Here is a 16,298-nt window from a genome sequence, read left to right as displayed (position 1 = left end):
GTGAAACGGCCGGGGGCGGTCCGAAGTGCCCGCGCCACACGGCGGATCCGGGTGGCGCGGACAGCAGCGGTCTACTGGCCGACCTCGCCGTACGCGGCGAGCAGGACGGCCGGGTCGGGGCCCTCCAGGACGGTCGGCTTGGCGAGGCCGTCCAGGACGATGAAGCGCAGCAGGTCGCCGCGGGACTTCTTGTCGACCTTCATCGTCTCGACCAGCTTGGGCCACTGGTCGTAGCGGTAGTGCAGGGGCAGGCCCACGGACTCCAGGACCGTGCGGTGGCGGTCGGCCGTCGCGTCGTCGAGACGTCCGGCGAGGCGGCCCAGTTCGGCGGCGAAGTGCATGCCGACGGCGACCGCGGCGCCGTGCCGCCACTTGTAGCGCTCGTTCTTCTCGATGGCGTGGCCGAGTGTGTGGCCGTAGTTGAGGATCTCCCGCAGCCCGGACTCCTTCAGGTCGGAGGAGACGACCTCCGCCTTGACCCGGATGGAGCGTTCGATGAGCTCGGCCGTGTGCGGGCCGGCCGGGGTCCGCGCCGCCTCGGGGTCGGACTCGATGAGTTCCAGGATCGCGGGGTCGGCGATGAAGCCCGCCTTGATGACCTCGGCGAGCCCGGAGACGTAGTCGTTGACGGGGAGGGAGTCGAGGGCGGCCAGGTCGCACAGCACTCCGGCCGGCGGGTGGAAGGCGCCGACCAGGTTCTTGCCCTCGGCCGTGTTGATGCCGGTCTTGCCGCCCACCGCCGCGTCCACCATGGCCAGCACGGTGGTCGGGATCGCGATCCAGCGGACCCCGCGCAGCCAGGTCGCGGCCACGAAACCGGCCAGGTCGGTGGTGGCGCCGCCGCCCACGCCCACGATGACGTCGGAGCGGGTGAAACCGGACTGGCCGAGCGCCTTCCAGCAGTAGGCGGCGACCTCGGCGGTCTTGGCCTCCTCGGCGTTGGGCACCTGGATGGCGACGGCCTCGTAGCCCTGCCCGGCCAGGTCGGCGCGGAGCGCGTCGCCGGTCTCGGCGAGCGCCTCGGGGTGGATGACGGCGACCCGCTTGGCCCTCTCGCCGATCAGCCCGCCCAGTTCACCGAGCAGCTGACGGCCCACCAGGACCTCGTACGGCTCGGTGCCCGCCGTGCCGCCGACCTGGATCCGGGTGACTGCCTCGCTCATGCTTCCTTCAACTCCAGTGCGTCCAGGGCTGCTTGGGTGACCTCTTCGGGCGTACGGCCGTCGGTCGCCACGACGGCCGTGGCGACCTCCTCGTACAGGTGCCGCCGCGCCTCCATCAGCTCGCGCCACTGCTTGCGCGGGTTCAGGGCGAGCAGCGGCCGGGCCGCGTTCAGGCCGGTGCGCTTGACGGCCTCCTCGACGTCCATCGACAGGTAGACCACCCGCCGCTCGGCGAGCAGCGCGCGGGTCTCGGCGTCGAGGATCGCACCGCCCCCGAGTGCGAGGACGCCCTCGTGCTCGGCCAGCGCCACCCGCACCGCCTGCTTCTCCACGGCGCGGAACGCGGGCTCGCCCTCGGCCACGAAGATGTCGGCGATGGTGCGGCCCTCGGCGGCCACGATGTCCTCGTCGGTGTCCCGGTAGCCGACGCCGAGCCGTGCGGCGAGCAGCTGCCCGACCGTGGACTTGCCCACGCCCATCGGCCCGACCAGCACCACCACCGGTGCGGTGTTCACCGGATGGCCAGGTGGTCGAGGTACGAGCGCACGTTGCGCCGGGTCTCGGGGACCGAGTCGCCGCCGAACTTCTCGGCGACCGCGTCCGCGAGGACGAGCGCGACCATGGCCTCGGCGACGATGCCGGCCGCCGGGACGGCGGAGACGTCGGAGCGCTGGTGGTGCGCCTGTGCGGCCTCGCCCGTCGCCACGTCCACCGTCCGCAGCGCGCGCGGGACGGTCGCGATCGGCTTCATCGCGGCCCGCACCCGCAGCAGCTCACCGGTGGACAGTCCGCCCTCGGTGCCGCCGGCCCGGCCGGAGACGCGCCGGATGCCCTCCGGTGTGCCGACGATCTCGTCGTGCGCCTTGGAGCCGGGCACCCGGGCCAGCTCGAAGCCGTCGCCGATCTCGACGCCCTTGATCGCCTGGATGCCCATCAGGGCACCGGCGAGGCGGGCGTCCAGCTTGCGGTCCCAGTGGACGTGCGAGCCGAGGCCGACCGGCACGCCGTACGCCAGCACCTCGACCACACCGCCGAGGGTGTCGCCGTCCTTGTGGGCCTGGTCGACCTCCGCGACCATCGCCTTCGACGCGTCGGCGTCCAGGCAGCGCAGCGGGTCGGCGTCCAGCTTCTCGACGTCGGCCGGGGTGGGGTAGCTGCCGGCCGGGGCCTTCACGGAGCACAGCTCGACGACATGCGAGACGATCTCGATGCCGGCGGTCTCCTTCAGGTACGAGCGGGCGACGGCGCCGAGCGCCACGCGGGCCGCGGTCTCGCGGGCCGAGGCCCGCTCCAGGACCGGCCGGGCCTCGTCGAAGCCGTACTTCTGCATGCCGGCGAGGTCGGCGTGGCCGGGGCGGGGCCGGGTCAGCGGGGCGTTGCGGGCGAGGCCCGCGAGGATCTCGGGGTCGACCGGGTCGGCCGCCATGACCTGCTCCCACTTGGGCCACTCGCTGTTGCCCACCATGATCGCGACCGGGGAGCCGAGGGTCAGGCCGTGCCGGACGCCGCCGAGGAAGGTGACCTCGTCGCGCTCGAACTTCATCCGCGCACCGCGGCCATAGCCGAGCCGCCGCCGCGCCAGGTGGTCGGCGACCATCTCGGTCGTGATCGGCACGCCGGCGGGAAGGCCCTCCAGCGTCGCGACAAGTGCGGGACCGTGGGACTCCCCCGCGGTCAGCCAACGCAGCCTGCTCAACGATGCTCCTCAGTGCTCGCGCCCTGGTACTGCCCTGCGTACGCGTGTCCTCGCGTACGGCGACGGCCCGACCGGGTGCGCGGCCCCGGTCCGCCACCTCCGATCCTCCCACGTCCGGACCCCGGACCCGGCCGCCGGTCCAGCAGGCGGACGCGGATGTGCCAGGTCGGCGCCGGACGGGCGCACCCGGTGCCCGCGCCCGCCGTGTCCCGGCGGAGCGGTCAGCGCTCGGCCAGCGCCTTCTCCCCGGCGCGGCGCATCGCCTCGACGGGGGCCGGGCTGCGGCCGGTCATCTGCTCGACCTGGAGGACGGCCTGGTGCACCAGGAGGTCCAGGCCGCTCACCACGGCGCCGCCGAACATGGACCAGCGGGCGGCCAGGGCGGTGGGCCACGGGTGGTAGAGGACGTCGAAGAGGGTGGTGGGGCGTTCCGGTACGGCGGTGGCGAGGTCGTCGGTGGTACCGGCGGGAGTGGTGGCGATCACCAGGGGGGCGCGCAGGGCCTGCTCCGCGTCGGCCCAGTCGGAGACGCGGACCTCGACGTCGAGCCGCTCGCCCCACTCCCGCATCTCGGCGGCGCGGGCCGCGCTGCGGACGTAGGCGACGACCTCGCCGGTGCAGATCCGGGCGAGCGCCGCCAGCGCGGAGGAGGCGGTGGCGCCGGCGCCGAGGATCGCGGCGGAGTCGACCTGTTCGATGCCGTGTTCGCGGAGCGCGGCGACCATGCCCGGGATGTCGGTGTTGTCGCCGGCTCGGCGCCCGTCCTGCGTGAAGACGACGGTGTTGACGGCGTCGACCGAGGCGGCGGTCTCGCTGACCTCGTCGAGCAGCGGTATGACCGCCCGCTTCAGCGGCATGGTCAGCGACAGCCCCGCCCACTCCGGCCCCAGCTGCTCGATGAAGCCGGGCAGCCCGGCCTCGTCGACCTCGAAGCGCTCGTACGACCACTCGGTGAGCCCGAGTTCGTCGTACGCGGCCCGGTGCAGCACCGGGGAGAGCGAATGGGCGATGGGCTTACCGAGCACGGCGGCCCGGCGGGCGTCAGCGGCCCGTGCTGGCATTGAACTTTTCCTTGAGCTTTTCGAATTCGGCGTTGGTCTTGGCGAATTCGGTGTTGTTCACGCCGTCGGTCGCCACGAAGTACATCCAGCCGTCGTCGGTCGGATTCAGTGCCGCCTTCAGCGCGTCCTCGCCGGGGTTGCCGATGGGACCGGGCGGCAGACCCTTCTGGGTATAGGTGTTGTACGGGTCCCGATTGCTGTTGATCTCCGACTCGCTGATGTGGATGTTGCTCGTGCCCTTCAAGTAGTTGAAGGTCGAGTCGAATTGGAGCAACCGGTTCGTCTCGGTGTTCGTGGACTTGAGACGGTTGTAGACCACTTCCGCCATCTTGCGGAAGTCGTCGTGCGTCTTTCCTTCGGCCTGAACGAGGCTCGCGACCGTGATGACCTGCAGCGGACTGTCCAGGTCGTACTTCTTGGCCTCGGCGGCCAGATCGTAGGTCGCGTACTGCTCCTTGGCCGCCGCGACCATCTGCTTGAGGATCGCGTCGGGCTTCATGCCCTTGGCCGCGGGATAGGTCCCCGGGTAGAGGAATCCTTCCAGCGGATCCATGATCTTGCTGTTGGTGTTCGCGTAACTGGGCAGACCGAGGTTCTTGTACTCGGCCTTGGCGATCTTCTTGCTGGTGCCCGCGGAAAGGCCGAGTTTCTTGTCCAGGGCCACGTAGACGGCAGCCGCGCGCTCGCCCGGGGTGACCACCACATTGGCCTGGCTCTTCGGGTCGAGCATCAGCAGCACGCAACTCGCGGCGGACATCTCCTTCTTCAGGGTGTAGGCGCCCGCCTGGATCGTGTCACCCTTCGGGTTCTGCGACTGCGCGTGGACAAACGCGTCGACGCTCTTGACGACGCCTGCTTCCTTCAGCCGACGCCCGATGTCGTACCCGCCGGCGCCCTTGGGGATCTGTACGGTCACGGTCTCGGCAATGCCGCTGCCCGCGTAGTCGGGGGAGGCGCCGAAACGATTTTGGTAGAAGTGCCAGCCGAAGTAGCCGACGGTGGCCGCGCCGCCGCCGAAGACCAGGCAGACCACCAGGCAGGCGAAGCCGTTGCGGCGCTTCTTGGCTCCTTCGCCGCCCTTGGCCTTCTTGCCGCCCTTGGGCTCCTTGCCCCCCTTGCCGCGGCCACCACCGCGGCGTCCCTTCGGATCGTCGTCGTCCTCGTCGGCCTCGTCGTCCGCGCCGGTGAAGAAGGGATGCTGCTCTTCTTCCTCCTCCTCGGCAGCGGGGTCCGGCTGCGGGGCCGGCTCGGGTTCACGCCTGCGGCCGGGTGGCTCCGGCGGCGGGTAGGCGTCCTCGGTGCCGTAGAAGTCGGGCTGCTCACCGCCGTAGGCCACGGGTTGCTGGCCGTAGGGGTCGCCCGGGTCGGCGGCGTAGGGCACCTCGCCGTGGGTGCCGGCCGCGTCCCAGGTGCCCTGGTGGTACTGCTGCGGGGCATGACCGGCGTACTGCTGGTCGTACTGCTGCTGCCCGTGCCCGTCGGCGTACTGCAGTTGACCCTGTTCGTCGTAGTAGGCGTACTGCTGCTGGCCGTGGTGCTGGTCGTACCCACCCTGCGGGTGCTGGCCCCAGTCGCCGTACTGCTGCTGCGACTGCTGCGGGTAGTGCTGCGGCTGGCCGCCGTAGGGGGACTGCCGACCCACGTGGGCCTGCTGTCCGCCCCACCCGTCGTCCCCGTACAACGGGTCCTCCGGGTGCCACGGTTCGGAGCCTGGGCCCCGGCCATACTCAGTCATCGATCCCCTAGAGCCGCGAGGCGGCGCATCACGCGGCTGGTGGGCCGACGGACCGTTCCGCCTCTTGCTGTGCGGTGGCTGTTCGAAAACCATCGCATCGCGCGGAACGTTACCGTATCGCGATCAGATGACCACTTCGACGCCCTCACCGGGTGGTTTACCTGACACCCGTTCGGATTCCAGCGCCTGCTGAAGGATGATCACAGCGGCGGCCTGGTCGATGACGGAGCGTCCCTTCTTGGACTTCACCCCGGAGGCACGCAGTCCCTGACTGGCCGTCACCGTCGTCATCCGTTCGTCGACCAGGCGGACCGGCACCGGCTTGATGCCCTTGGCGAGCTCCTGGGCGAAGGCCCTGACCTTGACGGCGGCCGGGCCCTCACCTCCCTTGAGGGAGCGCGGGAGTCCGACGACGACCTCGATCGGTTCGTACTCCTCGACCAGTTGCCGCAGCCGGCGGCGGGCCGCCGGGACGTCCCGGCCGGGGACCGTCTCCACCGGGGTGGCGAGGATCCCGTCGGGGTCGCACGAGGCGACCCCGATCCGGGCGTCCCCGACGTCGATCGAGAGCCGACGTCCTCTGCGCATTTCCGACCGTTTCCTTACTTGGCGGTCTCGTCGACGAGGCGCTCGACGGCGTCGATGGCCTCACCGACCGCGGCCGGGTTCTGGCCGCCGCCCTGGGCGACGTCCGGCTTGCCGCCACCGCCGCCGCCGAGCGTCTTGGCGGCGGTACGGACGAGGTCACCGGCCTTGAGGCCGCGGTCGCGGGCGGCGTCGTTGGTGGCGATGACCGTGAGCGGCTTGCCGTTGTTGACCGTGAAGAGGGCGACCACGGCGGCGCGTCCGCCCTGGATGCGGCCGCGCACGTCGAGGACCAGCCTGCGCAGGTCGTCCGGGGTGGTGCCGTCCGGGACCTGCCCGGTGACGACGGCGATCCCGCGCACGTCCTTGGCGGACTCGACGAGACCGGCGGCGGCCTGCAGCACCTTCTCCGCGCGGAACTTCTCGATCTCCTTCTCGGCGTCCTTCAGCTTGCCGAGCATGGCGGAGACCTTCTCCGGCAGCTCCTCCGGACGGCCCTTGATCAGCTCCTGGAGCTGGGCGACGACCGTGTGCTCACGGGCCAGGAAGTTGTAGGCGTCGACACCGACGAGGGCCTCGATACGGCGTACGCCCGAGCCGATGGAGGACTCGCCGAGCAGCTTCACCAGACCCAGCTGGGAGGTGTTGTGCACGTGGGTGCCGCCGCACAGCTCCTTGGAGAAGTCGCCGATGGTCACCACGCGGACCCGCTCGCCGTACTTCTCGCCGAACTCGGCGATGGCGCCCTGCTTCTTGGCCTCGTCGATGCCCATGATGTCGGCGCGCACGTCGAGGTCGCGGGCGAGCACCTCGTTGATCTTCTGCTCGACGTCGGTCATCACGGCCGTCGGAACCGCGGACGGCGAACCGAAGTCGAAGCGGAAGCGACCGGGCTGGTTCTCCGAACCGGCCTGGGCGGCGGTCGGGCCGAGCGCGTCACGCAGCGCCTGGTGGGTGAGGTGGGTGGCCGAGTGGGCGCGGGCGATGGCGGTCCGGCGGCGGGAGTCGATCGAGGCGTGGGCCTTGGCACCCACCGTCACCTCGCCGACCTGGACGACGCCCTTGTGGACGTAGACGCCCGGGACCGGCTTCTGGGTGTCGCGGATCTCGATGACGGCACCGGTGTCGACCCTGATCCGGCCGGTGTCGCCGATCTGACCGCCGCCCTCGGCGTAGAACGGGGTGCGGTCGAGGACGATCTCCACCTCGTCGCCCTCGGTGGCGGCCGGCGAGGAGACGCCGTCGACCAGGATGCCGACGATCGTGGTCTCGCCCTCGGTGTCGCTGTAGCCGATGAAGTCGGTCTCGCCGGTCCTGTCGGCGATCTCACGGTAGGCGCCGGCACCGGCGTGGCCGGTCTTCTTGGCCTGGGCGTCGGCCTTGGCGCGCTCCCGCTGCTCCTTCATCAGGCGGCGGAAGCCCTCCTCGTCCACCGACAGGCCCTGCTCGGCGGCCATTTCGAGGGTGAGGTCGATCGGGAAGCCCCAGGTGTCGTGGAGAAGGAACGCCTTGTCACCGGCGAGAACCTTGCCGCCGGCCTCCTTGGTCTCGGTGACGGCCGTGTCGAGGATGTTCGTACCGGCCTTCAGCGTCTTGAGGAAGGCGTTCTCCTCGGCGACGGCGACCTTCTCGATGCGCTCGCGGTCGGTGACCAGCTCCGGGTACTGCTGGCCCATCATCGCGATCACGGTGTCGATCAGGTCGAGGACGACCGGGCCGGTGGCACCGAGCAGCCGCATGTTGCGGATGGCACGGCGCATGATGCGGCGCAGCACGTAGCCACGGCCCTCGTTGCCCGGGGTGACGCCGTCGCCGATGAGCATCACGGAGGTGCGCATGTGGTCGGTGACCACGCGCAGCGAGACGTCCGAGGCGTGGGCGTCGCCGTAGTGGACGCCGGTCAGCTCCGTGGCCTTCTTGATGACGGCCATGGAGGTGTCGATCTCGTACATGTTCTGCACACCCTGCAGAATCATGGCGAGGCGCTCCAGGCCGAGGCCCGTGTCGATGTTCTTGCTGGGCAGTTCGCCGAGGATCTCGAAGTTGTCCTTGCCGATGCCCTCGCCGCGCTCGTACTGCATGAAGACGAGGTTCCAGATCTCCACGTACCGCTCGTCGTTGACGGCGGGGCCGCCCTCGACGCCGAACTCGGGGCCGCGGTCGTAGTTGATCTCGGAACACGGGCCGCAGGGGCCGGGGACGCCCATGGACCAGTAGTTGTCCTTCATGCCGAGGCGCTGGATGCGCTCCTTCGGCACGCCGACGACCTCGTGCCAGATGCGCTCGGCCTCGTCGTCGTCCTTGTAGACGGTGATCCAGAGCTTCTCCGGCTCCAGGCCGTAACCGCCCTTGTCCTGGGGGCTGGTGAGCAGCTCCCAGGCGTACTTGATGGCGCCTTCCTTGAAGTAGTCGCCGAAGGAGAAGTTGCCGCACATCTGGAAGAAGGTGCCGTGCCGGGTGGTCTTGCCGACCTCTTCGATGTCCGGGGTGCGCACGCACTTCTGCACGCTGGTGGCGCGGGCGAAGGGCGGCTTGACCTCACCCAGGAAGTAGGGCTTGAAGGGCACCATGCCGGCCGGGACGAGGAGCAGAGTCGGGTCGTCCGCGATGAGCGACGCCGAAGGGACGACGGTGTGCCCGCGCTCCTCGAAGAAGCTCAGCCAGCGGCGGCGAATCTCTGCCGACTCCATCAGTGGTCCTCATTCCGGTCGTACGAGTACGTCGTGGGATCGACGTGCTTCGCAATCCTGCTGTTCTCGATGTACTTCGGGTTGCTGCGGTGGTTCTCGATGGCGGCGAGCCGCCGGGGCGCGGGCAGGGCGGGGTCCGCGTTGATGCCCAGCGCCTCCCCCAGCTCTTCCTCCCGCTGGGCCATGTTGTCGCGGACGTCGAGCGCGAAGCCGACCGCCCGGTCCTTGATCCGGTGGCCGGTCTCCAGCGCCTTGTTCGCTGCGGTGGCGGCGAGGCTCTCCGGGGTCAGTTGCCGGATCTTGCGGTTGACCTTGGTGGTGGCCCAGACGCCGGCGGCGACACCGGTGGTGAACCAGAACGTACGGCGGAACATGTGGTCTGGCTCCTACTTTCCCCGGTTCTTCCGCCGTGCGGCGGGCACGGTCCGGCCCACGATCACGGTACGCCTGGGCTCCTTCACGGGCACGTCCGCCTTGCGGCCGGCCAGCGCCCGGCGCACGCCGTAGCCGAAGGCCGCCACCTTGACCAGCGGGCCGCCGAAGGTGGAGGCGACGGTGGTGGACAGCGCGGAGGCGTTGGACGTGACCTCCTGGACGTCGGAGGCGATCGCGTCGACCCGGTCGATCTGGGTCTGCGCGGAGCGTACGGCCGCGGACGCGTCGGCGAGCAGCGGGACGGCCTGGTCGGTCACGTCCGCCACGAGCTTGGTGGTCGCCTTGAGCGTCTGGGCCAGCCTCACGAGAGCCACCGCGAGGAAGGAGACCAGGATCGCCCAGAAGACGGCCACCAGGATCCCGGCCACCTCTCCACCGGACACTGCGCGCACCCGCTCCCTGAAACGTGCCTGAACGTCTGAAAGTCTGCACCGAGCCTATCGCGCCGGGCATGCGGCTCCGTACCGGATTACCGCGCGCTGGTCGCCGATCCGCCGGCGGGACGGTACCGGCATGCGAAAGCCCGCCGCCTCGTCCGCCCTGGAGGGCGGGGAGACGGCGGGCTGACGCTGAGGTGCTACGCCGGGGCTGGGATCAGCGGGCGTAGTACTCGACGACGAGCTGCTCGTCGCAGATGACCGGAACTTCCTTGCGGTTCGGCTCGCGGTCCAGGCGGAACGCCAGGGCCTTGAGGTTCACCTGCAGGTAGCGGGGGGTCTCGCCGTCGGGGGCGAAGCCACCCTCACGGGCGACCTGGAAGAGCGTCTTGTCCTTGGAACGGTCGCGGACCTGCACGACGTCGTCCGGGCGGACCCGGAAGGACGGCTTGTCGGTCTTCTGGCCGTTGACCTGGATGTGGCCGTGGACGACCATCTGGCGGGCCTGGTAGATGGTGCGGGCGATGCCCGAACGCAGGACCAGCGCGTCGAGGCGGCGCTCCAGCTCGACGATCAGGGCCTCACCGGTCTTGCCCTGCACCTTGGAGGCACGCTCGTAGGCGCGGACCAGCTGGCGCTCGGAGATGTCGTACTGCGCGCGCAGACGCTGCTTCTCCAGCAGACGGACCTTGTAGTCCGAGTTCTGCTTGCGGCCACGGCCGTGCTCACCCGGCGGGTAGGGACGGGCCTCGAAGTACTTGACGGCCTTCGGGGTGAGCGCGATGCCGAGGGCACGCGACTTCTTGACCTTGGGGCGGGACTGGTTCGCCACTGTCTCTTTCTTCCTTTGGTATTCGGCTTGTCAGGGTTGAGGGAGGTCGCAATCCGCAGCCGGGGAATCCCGCCGGAGCCCGTTGCCGGGCCTGGTGGGCAGCCGCTCCCCTGGTCTGGGCACATACGTGCAGCACGCGAGTGGCCCACCGACCGGTACCGTCGTCTGTGCCCGACGGAAGGTGGTGGGCTGCCCGCGACACCGTTCGACGGTGCGCGACGCTCCTGGAGCCCCCTTGCGGGGGTTCCGGCCGGTTGTCCCGCTCTGACTGCGCGGAACTCGGCACTTCGGGGCAGTCTACAGGCTGCTCAGGACCGCCTGCGACCGAGGTGCTTCCTGGTCCACTCGACGGCGTCGGCGTAGCGCGCCTCGGAGCCGTGCCGGGTCGGGGTGTAGTACTCGCGGTCCTTGACGGTGTCCGGGGCGTACTGCTGCTCGGCGATGCCCTCGGGCAGGTCGTGCGGGTACACGTACCCCTGGGCGTGCCCCAGCTTGGCCGCGCCCTTGTAGTGGCCGTCGCGCAGGTGCGGGGGCACCTGTCCGGCCAGTCCCTTGCGGACGTCCTCCAGGGCGGCGCCGATCGCGGTGGTGGCGGAGTTGGACTTGGGGGCCAGGGCGAGGGCGATGGTGGCGTGGCTGAGGGTGAGGGCCGCCTCGGGGAAGCCGATCATGGCGACGGCCTGGGCGGCGGCCACGGCTATGGGCAGGGCGTTCGGGTCGGCGAGGCCGATGTCCTCGCTGGCCGAGATCATCAGGCGGCGGGCGATGAAGCGGGGGTCCTCGCCGGCCTCGATCATCCGGGCCAGGTAGTGCAGGGCCGCGTCGACGTCGGAGCCCCTGATGGACTTGATGAGGGCGCTGGCGACGTCGTAGTGCTGGTCGCCGTCGCGGTCGTACGTGACCGCGGCCCGGTCCACGACCTCCTCCAGGGTGCGGAGCGCGATCTGCGTCTCGTCCTTGTCGAGGGCTGCTCCGGCGGCGGCCTCCAGGGCGGTCAGGGCACGGCGGGCGTCGCCGCCGGCGATCCGCAGCAGGTGCTCCTCGGTGTCCTCGGGGAGGGTGACGGCGCCCTTGAGGCCGCGTTCGTCGGTGAGCGCCCGGCGCAGCAGGCCGCGGACGTCGTCGTCCGTGAGTGGTTCGAGAGTCAGGAGCAGGGAGCGGGACAGGAGCGGGGAGATCACCGAGAAGTACGGGTTCTCGGTGGTGGCCGCGATCAGGGTGACCCACCGGTTCTCGACCGCGGGGAGCAGGGAGTCCTGCTGGGCCTTGCTGAAGCGGTGGATCTCGTCCAGGAAGAGGACGGTCTCCTTGCCGTATCCCCCGGTGGCGCGGCGGGCGCCGTCGATGACCGCGCGGACCTCCTTGACGCCGGCGGTGATCGCCGAGAGCTCCACGAACCGCTTGTCGGTGGCTTTGGAGACGACGTACGCGAGGGTCGTCTTGCCGGTGCCGGGCGGACCCCAGAGGAGCACGGAGGACGGTCCCGCCGGGCCGCCGGACCCCTCGCCGACCAGTCTGCGCAACGGGGATCCCGGCTTCAGGAGGTGTTGCTGGCCCACCACCTCGTCGAGGGTGCGCGGGCGCATGCGCACCGCCAGGGGACTGCCGGCGGGGTCCTTCTCCTGGCGTTCTTCTGCGGCGGCGGTGAACAGGTCGGGTTCCACGCTGAAACCCTAAATCACGGCACTGACAATCCCGCCGGGGCCGTCAGCTGGTCCAGAAGTCCCACCAGCGGGTCAGGATCAGCATGCCGATGATGCCGACGTGCACGACCGGCAGCACCCAGGTGAACTCGCCGAAGAACGACTTCAGCCAGTTCGGGGCCGGCAGGAAGCCCTTGCGGACGTTGAAGGACGTCACGTACCAGAACATGGTGATCGTGGCGACCCAGGCCAGCGAGCACCACAGGCACAGCGCGTTGATCCGGTACAGGGACTGGAACTGCAGCCAGGTGCAGAAAGCCACCCCGAAGAGCGTGCCGAAGTTGAAGGTCAGCCAGTACCAGCGGGGGAAGCGGGCGCGGGCCAGCAGGCTCATGCCGACGCAGATGACGATGCCGTAGCAGACGAGGCCGAGCATCGGGTTCGGGAAGCCGAAGGCGGCGGCCTGCTTGGACTCCATGACGCTGCCGCAGGAGACGACCGGGTTGAGGCTGCACCCGGGGGTGAAGGTCTTGCCCTCGACCTTGGCTTCCAGCAGCTTGAACTTGTCGATCGTGATGACCCACGCGGCCAGCAGCCCGGCGGCGCCGGTGATGATCAGCAGCAGGGCGAAGGCCGGACTGCCGCCCTCCGTGCGCGGTGCTGCGGAGGCGTTCTCGGGCTCGGGTTCCGTGGAGACGTCCTTGACTGTCGTCTTGCTCATCACGCCGATTCCGTGTGTTTGAGAGTTGGAACTTCTTCGGGCAGGGGCCATTGTGCCGCACAAGGCGTCCTGTCCACCGTTCGATGGACATAAGGAAGTACGCACGATCGTCCCGAACGGCTCGGTTCCGGCCGGTGGCGGGCCCCGGGTCGGCGAATCGCCTGGCAGGGCGAATCGGCACCCGCCACGTTGACGGTCCCCGAGACAGCGGCCGCACGCCCCGGACCAGGTCGCCGGCCCGGCCGGTCCGGAGGCCGAGGCGGCCACGCCGTTGCCGTGCCGGCCAACTGCGCCCGATGTCAGGCGAGTCGACCGGCCGGCCCGTCCCGCTAGCCCAGCCTCGACTCCAGTTCGGCCACGATCTCGTTCACGCCCACCGCCGTCTGCTCCCCGGACTCCATGTCCTTCAACTGGACGACGCCCTCCGCGAGGTCGCGTTCGCCGGCGACGATCGCGTAGCGGGCCCCGCTGCGGTTGGCGTTCTTCATGGCGCCCTTGAGGCCCTTGCCGCCGTAGGAGAAGTCCGCCGCGACACCGACCCGGCGCAGCTCCGTGACCTTCGCGAAGAGGACCCGGCGGGCCTCCTCGCCGAGCGGTACCGCGAAGACGCTGGTCGCGGACGGGATGTCCAGTTCCACGCCCTCGGCCTCCAGGGCGAGGACCGTGCGGTCGACGCCGAGGGCCCAGCCCACCGACGGCAGCGCGGGGCCGCCGATCATCTCGGAGAGGCCGTCGTACCGGCCGCCGCCGCCCACCGCCGACTGCGAGCCCAGACCGTCGTGGACGAACTCGAAGGTCGTCCGCGTGTAGTAGTCCAGGCCGCGGACCAGCTTCGGGTCGTCCTCGAACGCGACGCCGGCCGCCGTGATCAGCTCGCGGACCTCCTCGTGGTACGCCTTGCACGCGTCGCACAGGTAGTCCCGCAGGAGGGGCGCGTCGCCCAGCTGCTTCTGGACCGACTCGCGCTTGTCGTCGAGGACGCGCAGGGGGTTGATCTCCGCCCGGCGCAGGGTGTCCTCGTCGAGGTCGAGGCCGCGCAGGAAGTCCTGCAGGGCCGCACGGTACACCGGCCGGCACTCCTTGTCCCCGAGGCTGTTGAGCAGGATGCGGAAGTTGCTCAGGCCCAGCGAGCGGTACGCCTGGTCGGCCAGGATGATCAGCTCGGCGTCCAGGGCGGGGTCCTCGGCGCCGATCGCCTCGGCGCCGACCTGGGAGAAGTGGCGGTAACGGCCCTTCTGGGGGCGCTCGTAGCGGTAGTACGAGCCGGAGTACCAGAGCTTGACGGGGAGGTTGCCCGTCTTGTGGAGGTTGGCCTCCAGGGCGGCGCGCAGGACGGAGGCGGTGCCCTCCGGGCGCAGGGCCAGCCTGTCGCCCCCCTTGGTCTCGAAGGCGTACATCTCCTTGGTGACGATGTCGGTGGACTCGCCGACCCCGCGCGCGAACAGCTCGACGTTCTCGAAACCGGGCGTCTCGATGTAGCCGTAGCCGGAGGTGCGCAGCGGGGCGGCGATCGCCTCGCGGACGGCCAGGTACTTGGCGCTGTCCGGCGGGATCAGGTCGTACGTGCCCTTGGGGGCCTGAAAGGTGCTCACGGAAGGTCTCTCGTCACATTCCTCGTCGGGGAGCCCGGGGTGCTCCCTGGCCGTCGGCGGCCACCTGCCGCAGATACGGGTTGGTGGCGCGCTCCTGGCCGATGGTCGTCTGGGGGCCGTGGCCGGACAGCACCACGGTGGAGTCGTCGAGCGGCAGGCAGACACGGGCCAGCGAGGCCAGCATGTCGTCCATGGAGCCGCCCGGCAGGTCCGTGCGTCCGATGGAGCCGGCGAAGAGCAGATCGCCCGAGAAGAAGACCGAGGGGATCTCGGCCGTCTCCGGCATCTGGAAGGTCACCGACCCCTTGGTATGGCCCGGCGCGTGCGCGACGGAGAATCCGAGTCCGGCCAGCTCCAGCCGCGCGCCGTCGGTCAGTTCGAAGACCTCGTCCGGCTCCCCCACCGTGAGCTCGCCCATGAGCGGCATCCCGATGGACCGGCCGAGCGCCTTCTCGGGGTCGCTCATCATGTAGCGGTCCTCGGGGTGGATCCAGGCCGGTACGTCGTGCGCTCCGCACACGGGGACGACCGAGGCCACGTGGTCGATGTGGCCGTGGGTGAGGACGACGGCGACGGGTTTGAGCCGATGCTTCTTCAGCGCTTCCTCGACGCCCTCGGCGGCCTGGTGGCCGGGGTCGATGATCACGCACTCCTCACCGGCGGCAGGGGCGACGAGATAACAGTTCGTCCCCCAGGCCCCGGCGGGGAACCCGGCAATGAGCACGATCGTCCTTCGTTGTGTCGATTCGGGCGGCTACCAGCTGTGGTCCAGAGCCTACCGGCGCTGCCGTTTCCTCAGCGAACCCATATACGGTACGGGGCTACACGCAGTGGTCGGCTCACACGACGCACAGCACGCACGCGTACCGGTCGGCATTCGACACGCATGAGGAGAGAACCCGGTGGTCAGCCAGGAGCAGCGGCGGCGTCAGCTCGCCCGGGAGAAGTTCTTGCGGCAGCAGCAGCGGCGCACCAGCGCGCGACGCAGGGCGCGCATGCGCAACTCCGTGATCGCGTCGGTGCTCGGCGTGATCGTGATCGGCAGTGTGGCGCTGTACACGACCGGAGTGCTGAAGAACAACGACGACAAGGCGAACGCCAGCTCGGAGACGACGCCCAGCGCCTCCGCCTCGCCCAGCAAGGCACCGGACCCCTGCGCGAAGCCGGCGGCCGGCTCGGTGAAGAAGCTGAGCTGGAAGAAGGAGCCGGCGATGTCGATCGACACGTCCGCCGGCTACACCATGAAGCTGGCGACGACGTGCGGTGACATCGGCATCGCGCTGAAGACGTCGGCGGCCCCGCACACGGTGAACTCGTTCGACTTCCTGGCCGGGAAGGGCTTCTTCGACCACACGAAGTGCCACCGGCTCACCACCAACGGCATCTACGTGCTGCAGTGCGGCGACCCCACGGGGACCGGCAGCGGCGGCCCGGGGTACACGATCCCCGACGAGAACCTGAAGGACAAAAGCCTGAAGGGCGGTGTCTACCCGGCGGGTACGGTCGCCATGGCCAACACCGGTCAGAAGCACACCGGCGGCAGCCAGTTCTTCCTCGTGTACCAGGACAGTCAGTTGCCGCCCAGCTACACCCCGTTCGGCACGATCGACGCGGCCGGGATGAAGGTTCTGAAGAAGATCGCCGCGGCGGGCGAGAGCACCGGTCAGGGCGACGGAGCGCCGAACGCGACGGTCGTGATCAACAAGGCCACGGTCACCAAATCCTGACCACCAACTGCGAAATTTCGGTCGCGCGGGATGCGGACAGG

General features: G+C 70.0%; 15 protein-coding genes. 1 reads left to right on the top strand and 14 read right to left on the bottom strand.

Annotated elements, in window-relative coordinates; genetic code table 11:
* Positions 1 to 71 precede the first annotated feature (71 nt).
* The 14 genes from aroB to AB0G52_RS01610 all read right to left on the bottom strand — a co-directional run bounded on the left by aroB (position 72) and on the right by AB0G52_RS01610 (position 15,254).
* On the bottom strand, positions 72 to 1,163 hold the full coding sequence (gene aroB, locus AB0G52_RS01675) for a 3-dehydroquinate synthase (RefSeq protein WP_132889281.1): 1,092 nt from the start codon (positions 1,161 to 1,163) through the stop codon (positions 72 to 74).
* A complete protein-coding gene (locus AB0G52_RS01670; RefSeq protein ID WP_358978398.1) occupies positions 1,160 to 1,642 on the bottom strand; it encodes a shikimate kinase in 483 nt (160 codons plus the stop codon). The genes aroB and AB0G52_RS01670 overlap by 4 nt, the downstream gene beginning before the upstream one ends.
* A gap of 32 nt (positions 1,643 to 1,674) precedes the next feature.
* Positions 1,675 to 2,859, bottom strand: a complete 1,185-nt coding sequence (aroC, locus tag AB0G52_RS01665; protein WP_132889280.1) for a chorismate synthase — start codon at positions 2,857 to 2,859, stop codon at positions 1,675 to 1,677.
* A 221-nt stretch (positions 2,860 to 3,080) separates the two neighbouring features.
* Positions 3,081 to 3,920 carry a shikimate dehydrogenase gene (locus AB0G52_RS01660; RefSeq protein WP_132889279.1) on the bottom strand — a complete coding sequence of 280 codons (840 nt, stop codon included), beginning with the start codon at positions 3,918 to 3,920 and terminating at the stop codon, positions 3,081 to 3,083.
* Positions 3,901 to 5,655, bottom strand: a complete 1,755-nt coding sequence (mltG, locus tag AB0G52_RS01655) for an endolytic transglycosylase MltG (protein ID WP_132889278.1) — start codon at positions 5,653 to 5,655, stop codon at positions 3,901 to 3,903. Before mltG ends, AB0G52_RS01660 begins: the two co-directional genes overlap by 20 nt.
* 123 nt (positions 5,656 to 5,778) lie before the next feature.
* Positions 5,779 to 6,243 (bottom strand): Holliday junction resolvase RuvX, encoded by a 465-nt coding sequence (gene ruvX, locus AB0G52_RS01650; protein ID WP_361332714.1) that lies wholly within the window; start codon positions 6,241 to 6,243, stop codon positions 5,779 to 5,781.
* Between the two features lie 14 nt (positions 6,244 to 6,257).
* On the bottom strand, positions 6,258 to 8,930 hold the full coding sequence (gene alaS / locus AB0G52_RS01645; protein ID WP_361332711.1) for an alanine--tRNA ligase: 2,673 nt from the start codon (positions 8,928 to 8,930) through the stop codon (positions 6,258 to 6,260).
* Positions 8,930 to 9,304, bottom strand: coding sequence for a hypothetical protein (locus AB0G52_RS01640; protein ID WP_132889274.1), 375 nt, complete (start codon positions 9,302 to 9,304; stop codon positions 8,930 to 8,932). Before AB0G52_RS01640 ends, alaS begins: the two co-directional genes overlap by 1 nt.
* A 12-nt stretch (positions 9,305 to 9,316) precedes the next feature.
* Entirely contained in the window at positions 9,317 to 9,757 is a 441-nt protein-coding gene (locus AB0G52_RS01635) for a DUF948 domain-containing protein (RefSeq protein ID WP_089103241.1), read from the bottom strand.
* Positions 9,758 to 9,959: 202 nt separating this feature from the next.
* Complete coding sequence (gene rpsD, locus AB0G52_RS01630) at positions 9,960 to 10,574, bottom strand: 30S ribosomal protein S4 (RefSeq protein WP_046726586.1); 615 nt, start codon at positions 10,572 to 10,574, stop codon at positions 9,960 to 9,962.
* A gap of 308 nt (positions 10,575 to 10,882) precedes the next feature.
* Positions 10,883 to 12,238 carry a replication-associated recombination protein A gene (locus tag AB0G52_RS01625; protein ID WP_132889273.1) on the bottom strand — a complete coding sequence of 452 codons (1,356 nt, stop codon included), beginning with the start codon at positions 12,236 to 12,238 and terminating at the stop codon, positions 10,883 to 10,885.
* A gap of 43 nt (positions 12,239 to 12,281) precedes the next feature.
* Positions 12,282 to 12,938, bottom strand: coding sequence for a vitamin K epoxide reductase family protein (locus tag AB0G52_RS01620; RefSeq protein WP_132889272.1), 657 nt, complete (start codon positions 12,936 to 12,938; stop codon positions 12,282 to 12,284).
* A 329-nt stretch (positions 12,939 to 13,267) separates the two neighbouring features.
* On the bottom strand, positions 13,268 to 14,530 hold the full coding sequence (hisS, locus tag AB0G52_RS01615) for a histidine--tRNA ligase (RefSeq protein WP_361332705.1): 1,263 nt from the start codon (positions 14,528 to 14,530) through the stop codon (positions 13,268 to 13,270).
* A gap of 13 nt (positions 14,531 to 14,543) precedes the next feature.
* On the bottom strand, positions 14,544 to 15,254 hold the full coding sequence (locus AB0G52_RS01610; protein ID WP_132889270.1) for an MBL fold metallo-hydrolase: 711 nt from the start codon (positions 15,252 to 15,254) through the stop codon (positions 14,544 to 14,546).
* Between the two features lie 178 nt (positions 15,255 to 15,432).
* Between AB0G52_RS01610 and AB0G52_RS01605 the strand changes: the two genes are divergently transcribed.
* Complete coding sequence (locus AB0G52_RS01605) at positions 15,433 to 16,257, top strand: peptidylprolyl isomerase (protein WP_132889269.1); 825 nt, start codon at positions 15,433 to 15,435, stop codon at positions 16,255 to 16,257.
* Positions 16,258 to 16,298 lie beyond the last annotated feature (41 nt).

Source organism: Streptomyces sp. NPDC021562, from assembly GCF_040640875.1.
Taxonomy (GTDB): domain Bacteria; phylum Actinomycetota; class Actinomycetes; order Streptomycetales; family Streptomycetaceae; genus Streptomyces.
This window is presented reverse-complemented; position numbering and strand designations above follow the sequence as displayed.

Coding starts and splice junctions, on each gene's coding strand:
- alaS (WP_361332711.1), bottom strand. CDS start 8,930: ATGGAGTCGGCAGAGATTCGCCGCCGCTGGCTGAGCTTCTTCGAGGAG.
- AB0G52_RS01620 (WP_132889272.1), bottom strand. CDS start 12,938: ATGAGCAAGACGACAGTCAAGGACGTCTCCACGGAACCCGAGCCCGAG.
- aroB (WP_132889281.1), bottom strand. CDS start 1,163: ATGAGCGAGGCAGTCACCCGGATCCAGGTCGGCGGCACGGCGGGCACC.
- ruvX (WP_361332714.1), bottom strand. CDS start 6,243: ATGCGCAGAGGACGTCGGCTCTCGATCGACGTCGGGGACGCCCGGATC.
- AB0G52_RS01670 (WP_358978398.1), bottom strand. CDS start 1,642: ATGGGCGTGGGCAAGTCCACGGTCGGGCAGCTGCTCGCCGCACGGCTC.
- AB0G52_RS01660 (WP_132889279.1), bottom strand. CDS start 3,920: ATGCCAGCACGGGCCGCTGACGCCCGCCGGGCCGCCGTGCTCGGTAAG.
- mltG (WP_132889278.1), bottom strand. CDS start 5,655: ATGACTGAGTATGGCCGGGGCCCAGGCTCCGAACCGTGGCACCCGGAG.
- AB0G52_RS01640 (WP_132889274.1), bottom strand. CDS start 9,304: ATGTTCCGCCGTACGTTCTGGTTCACCACCGGTGTCGCCGCCGGCGTC.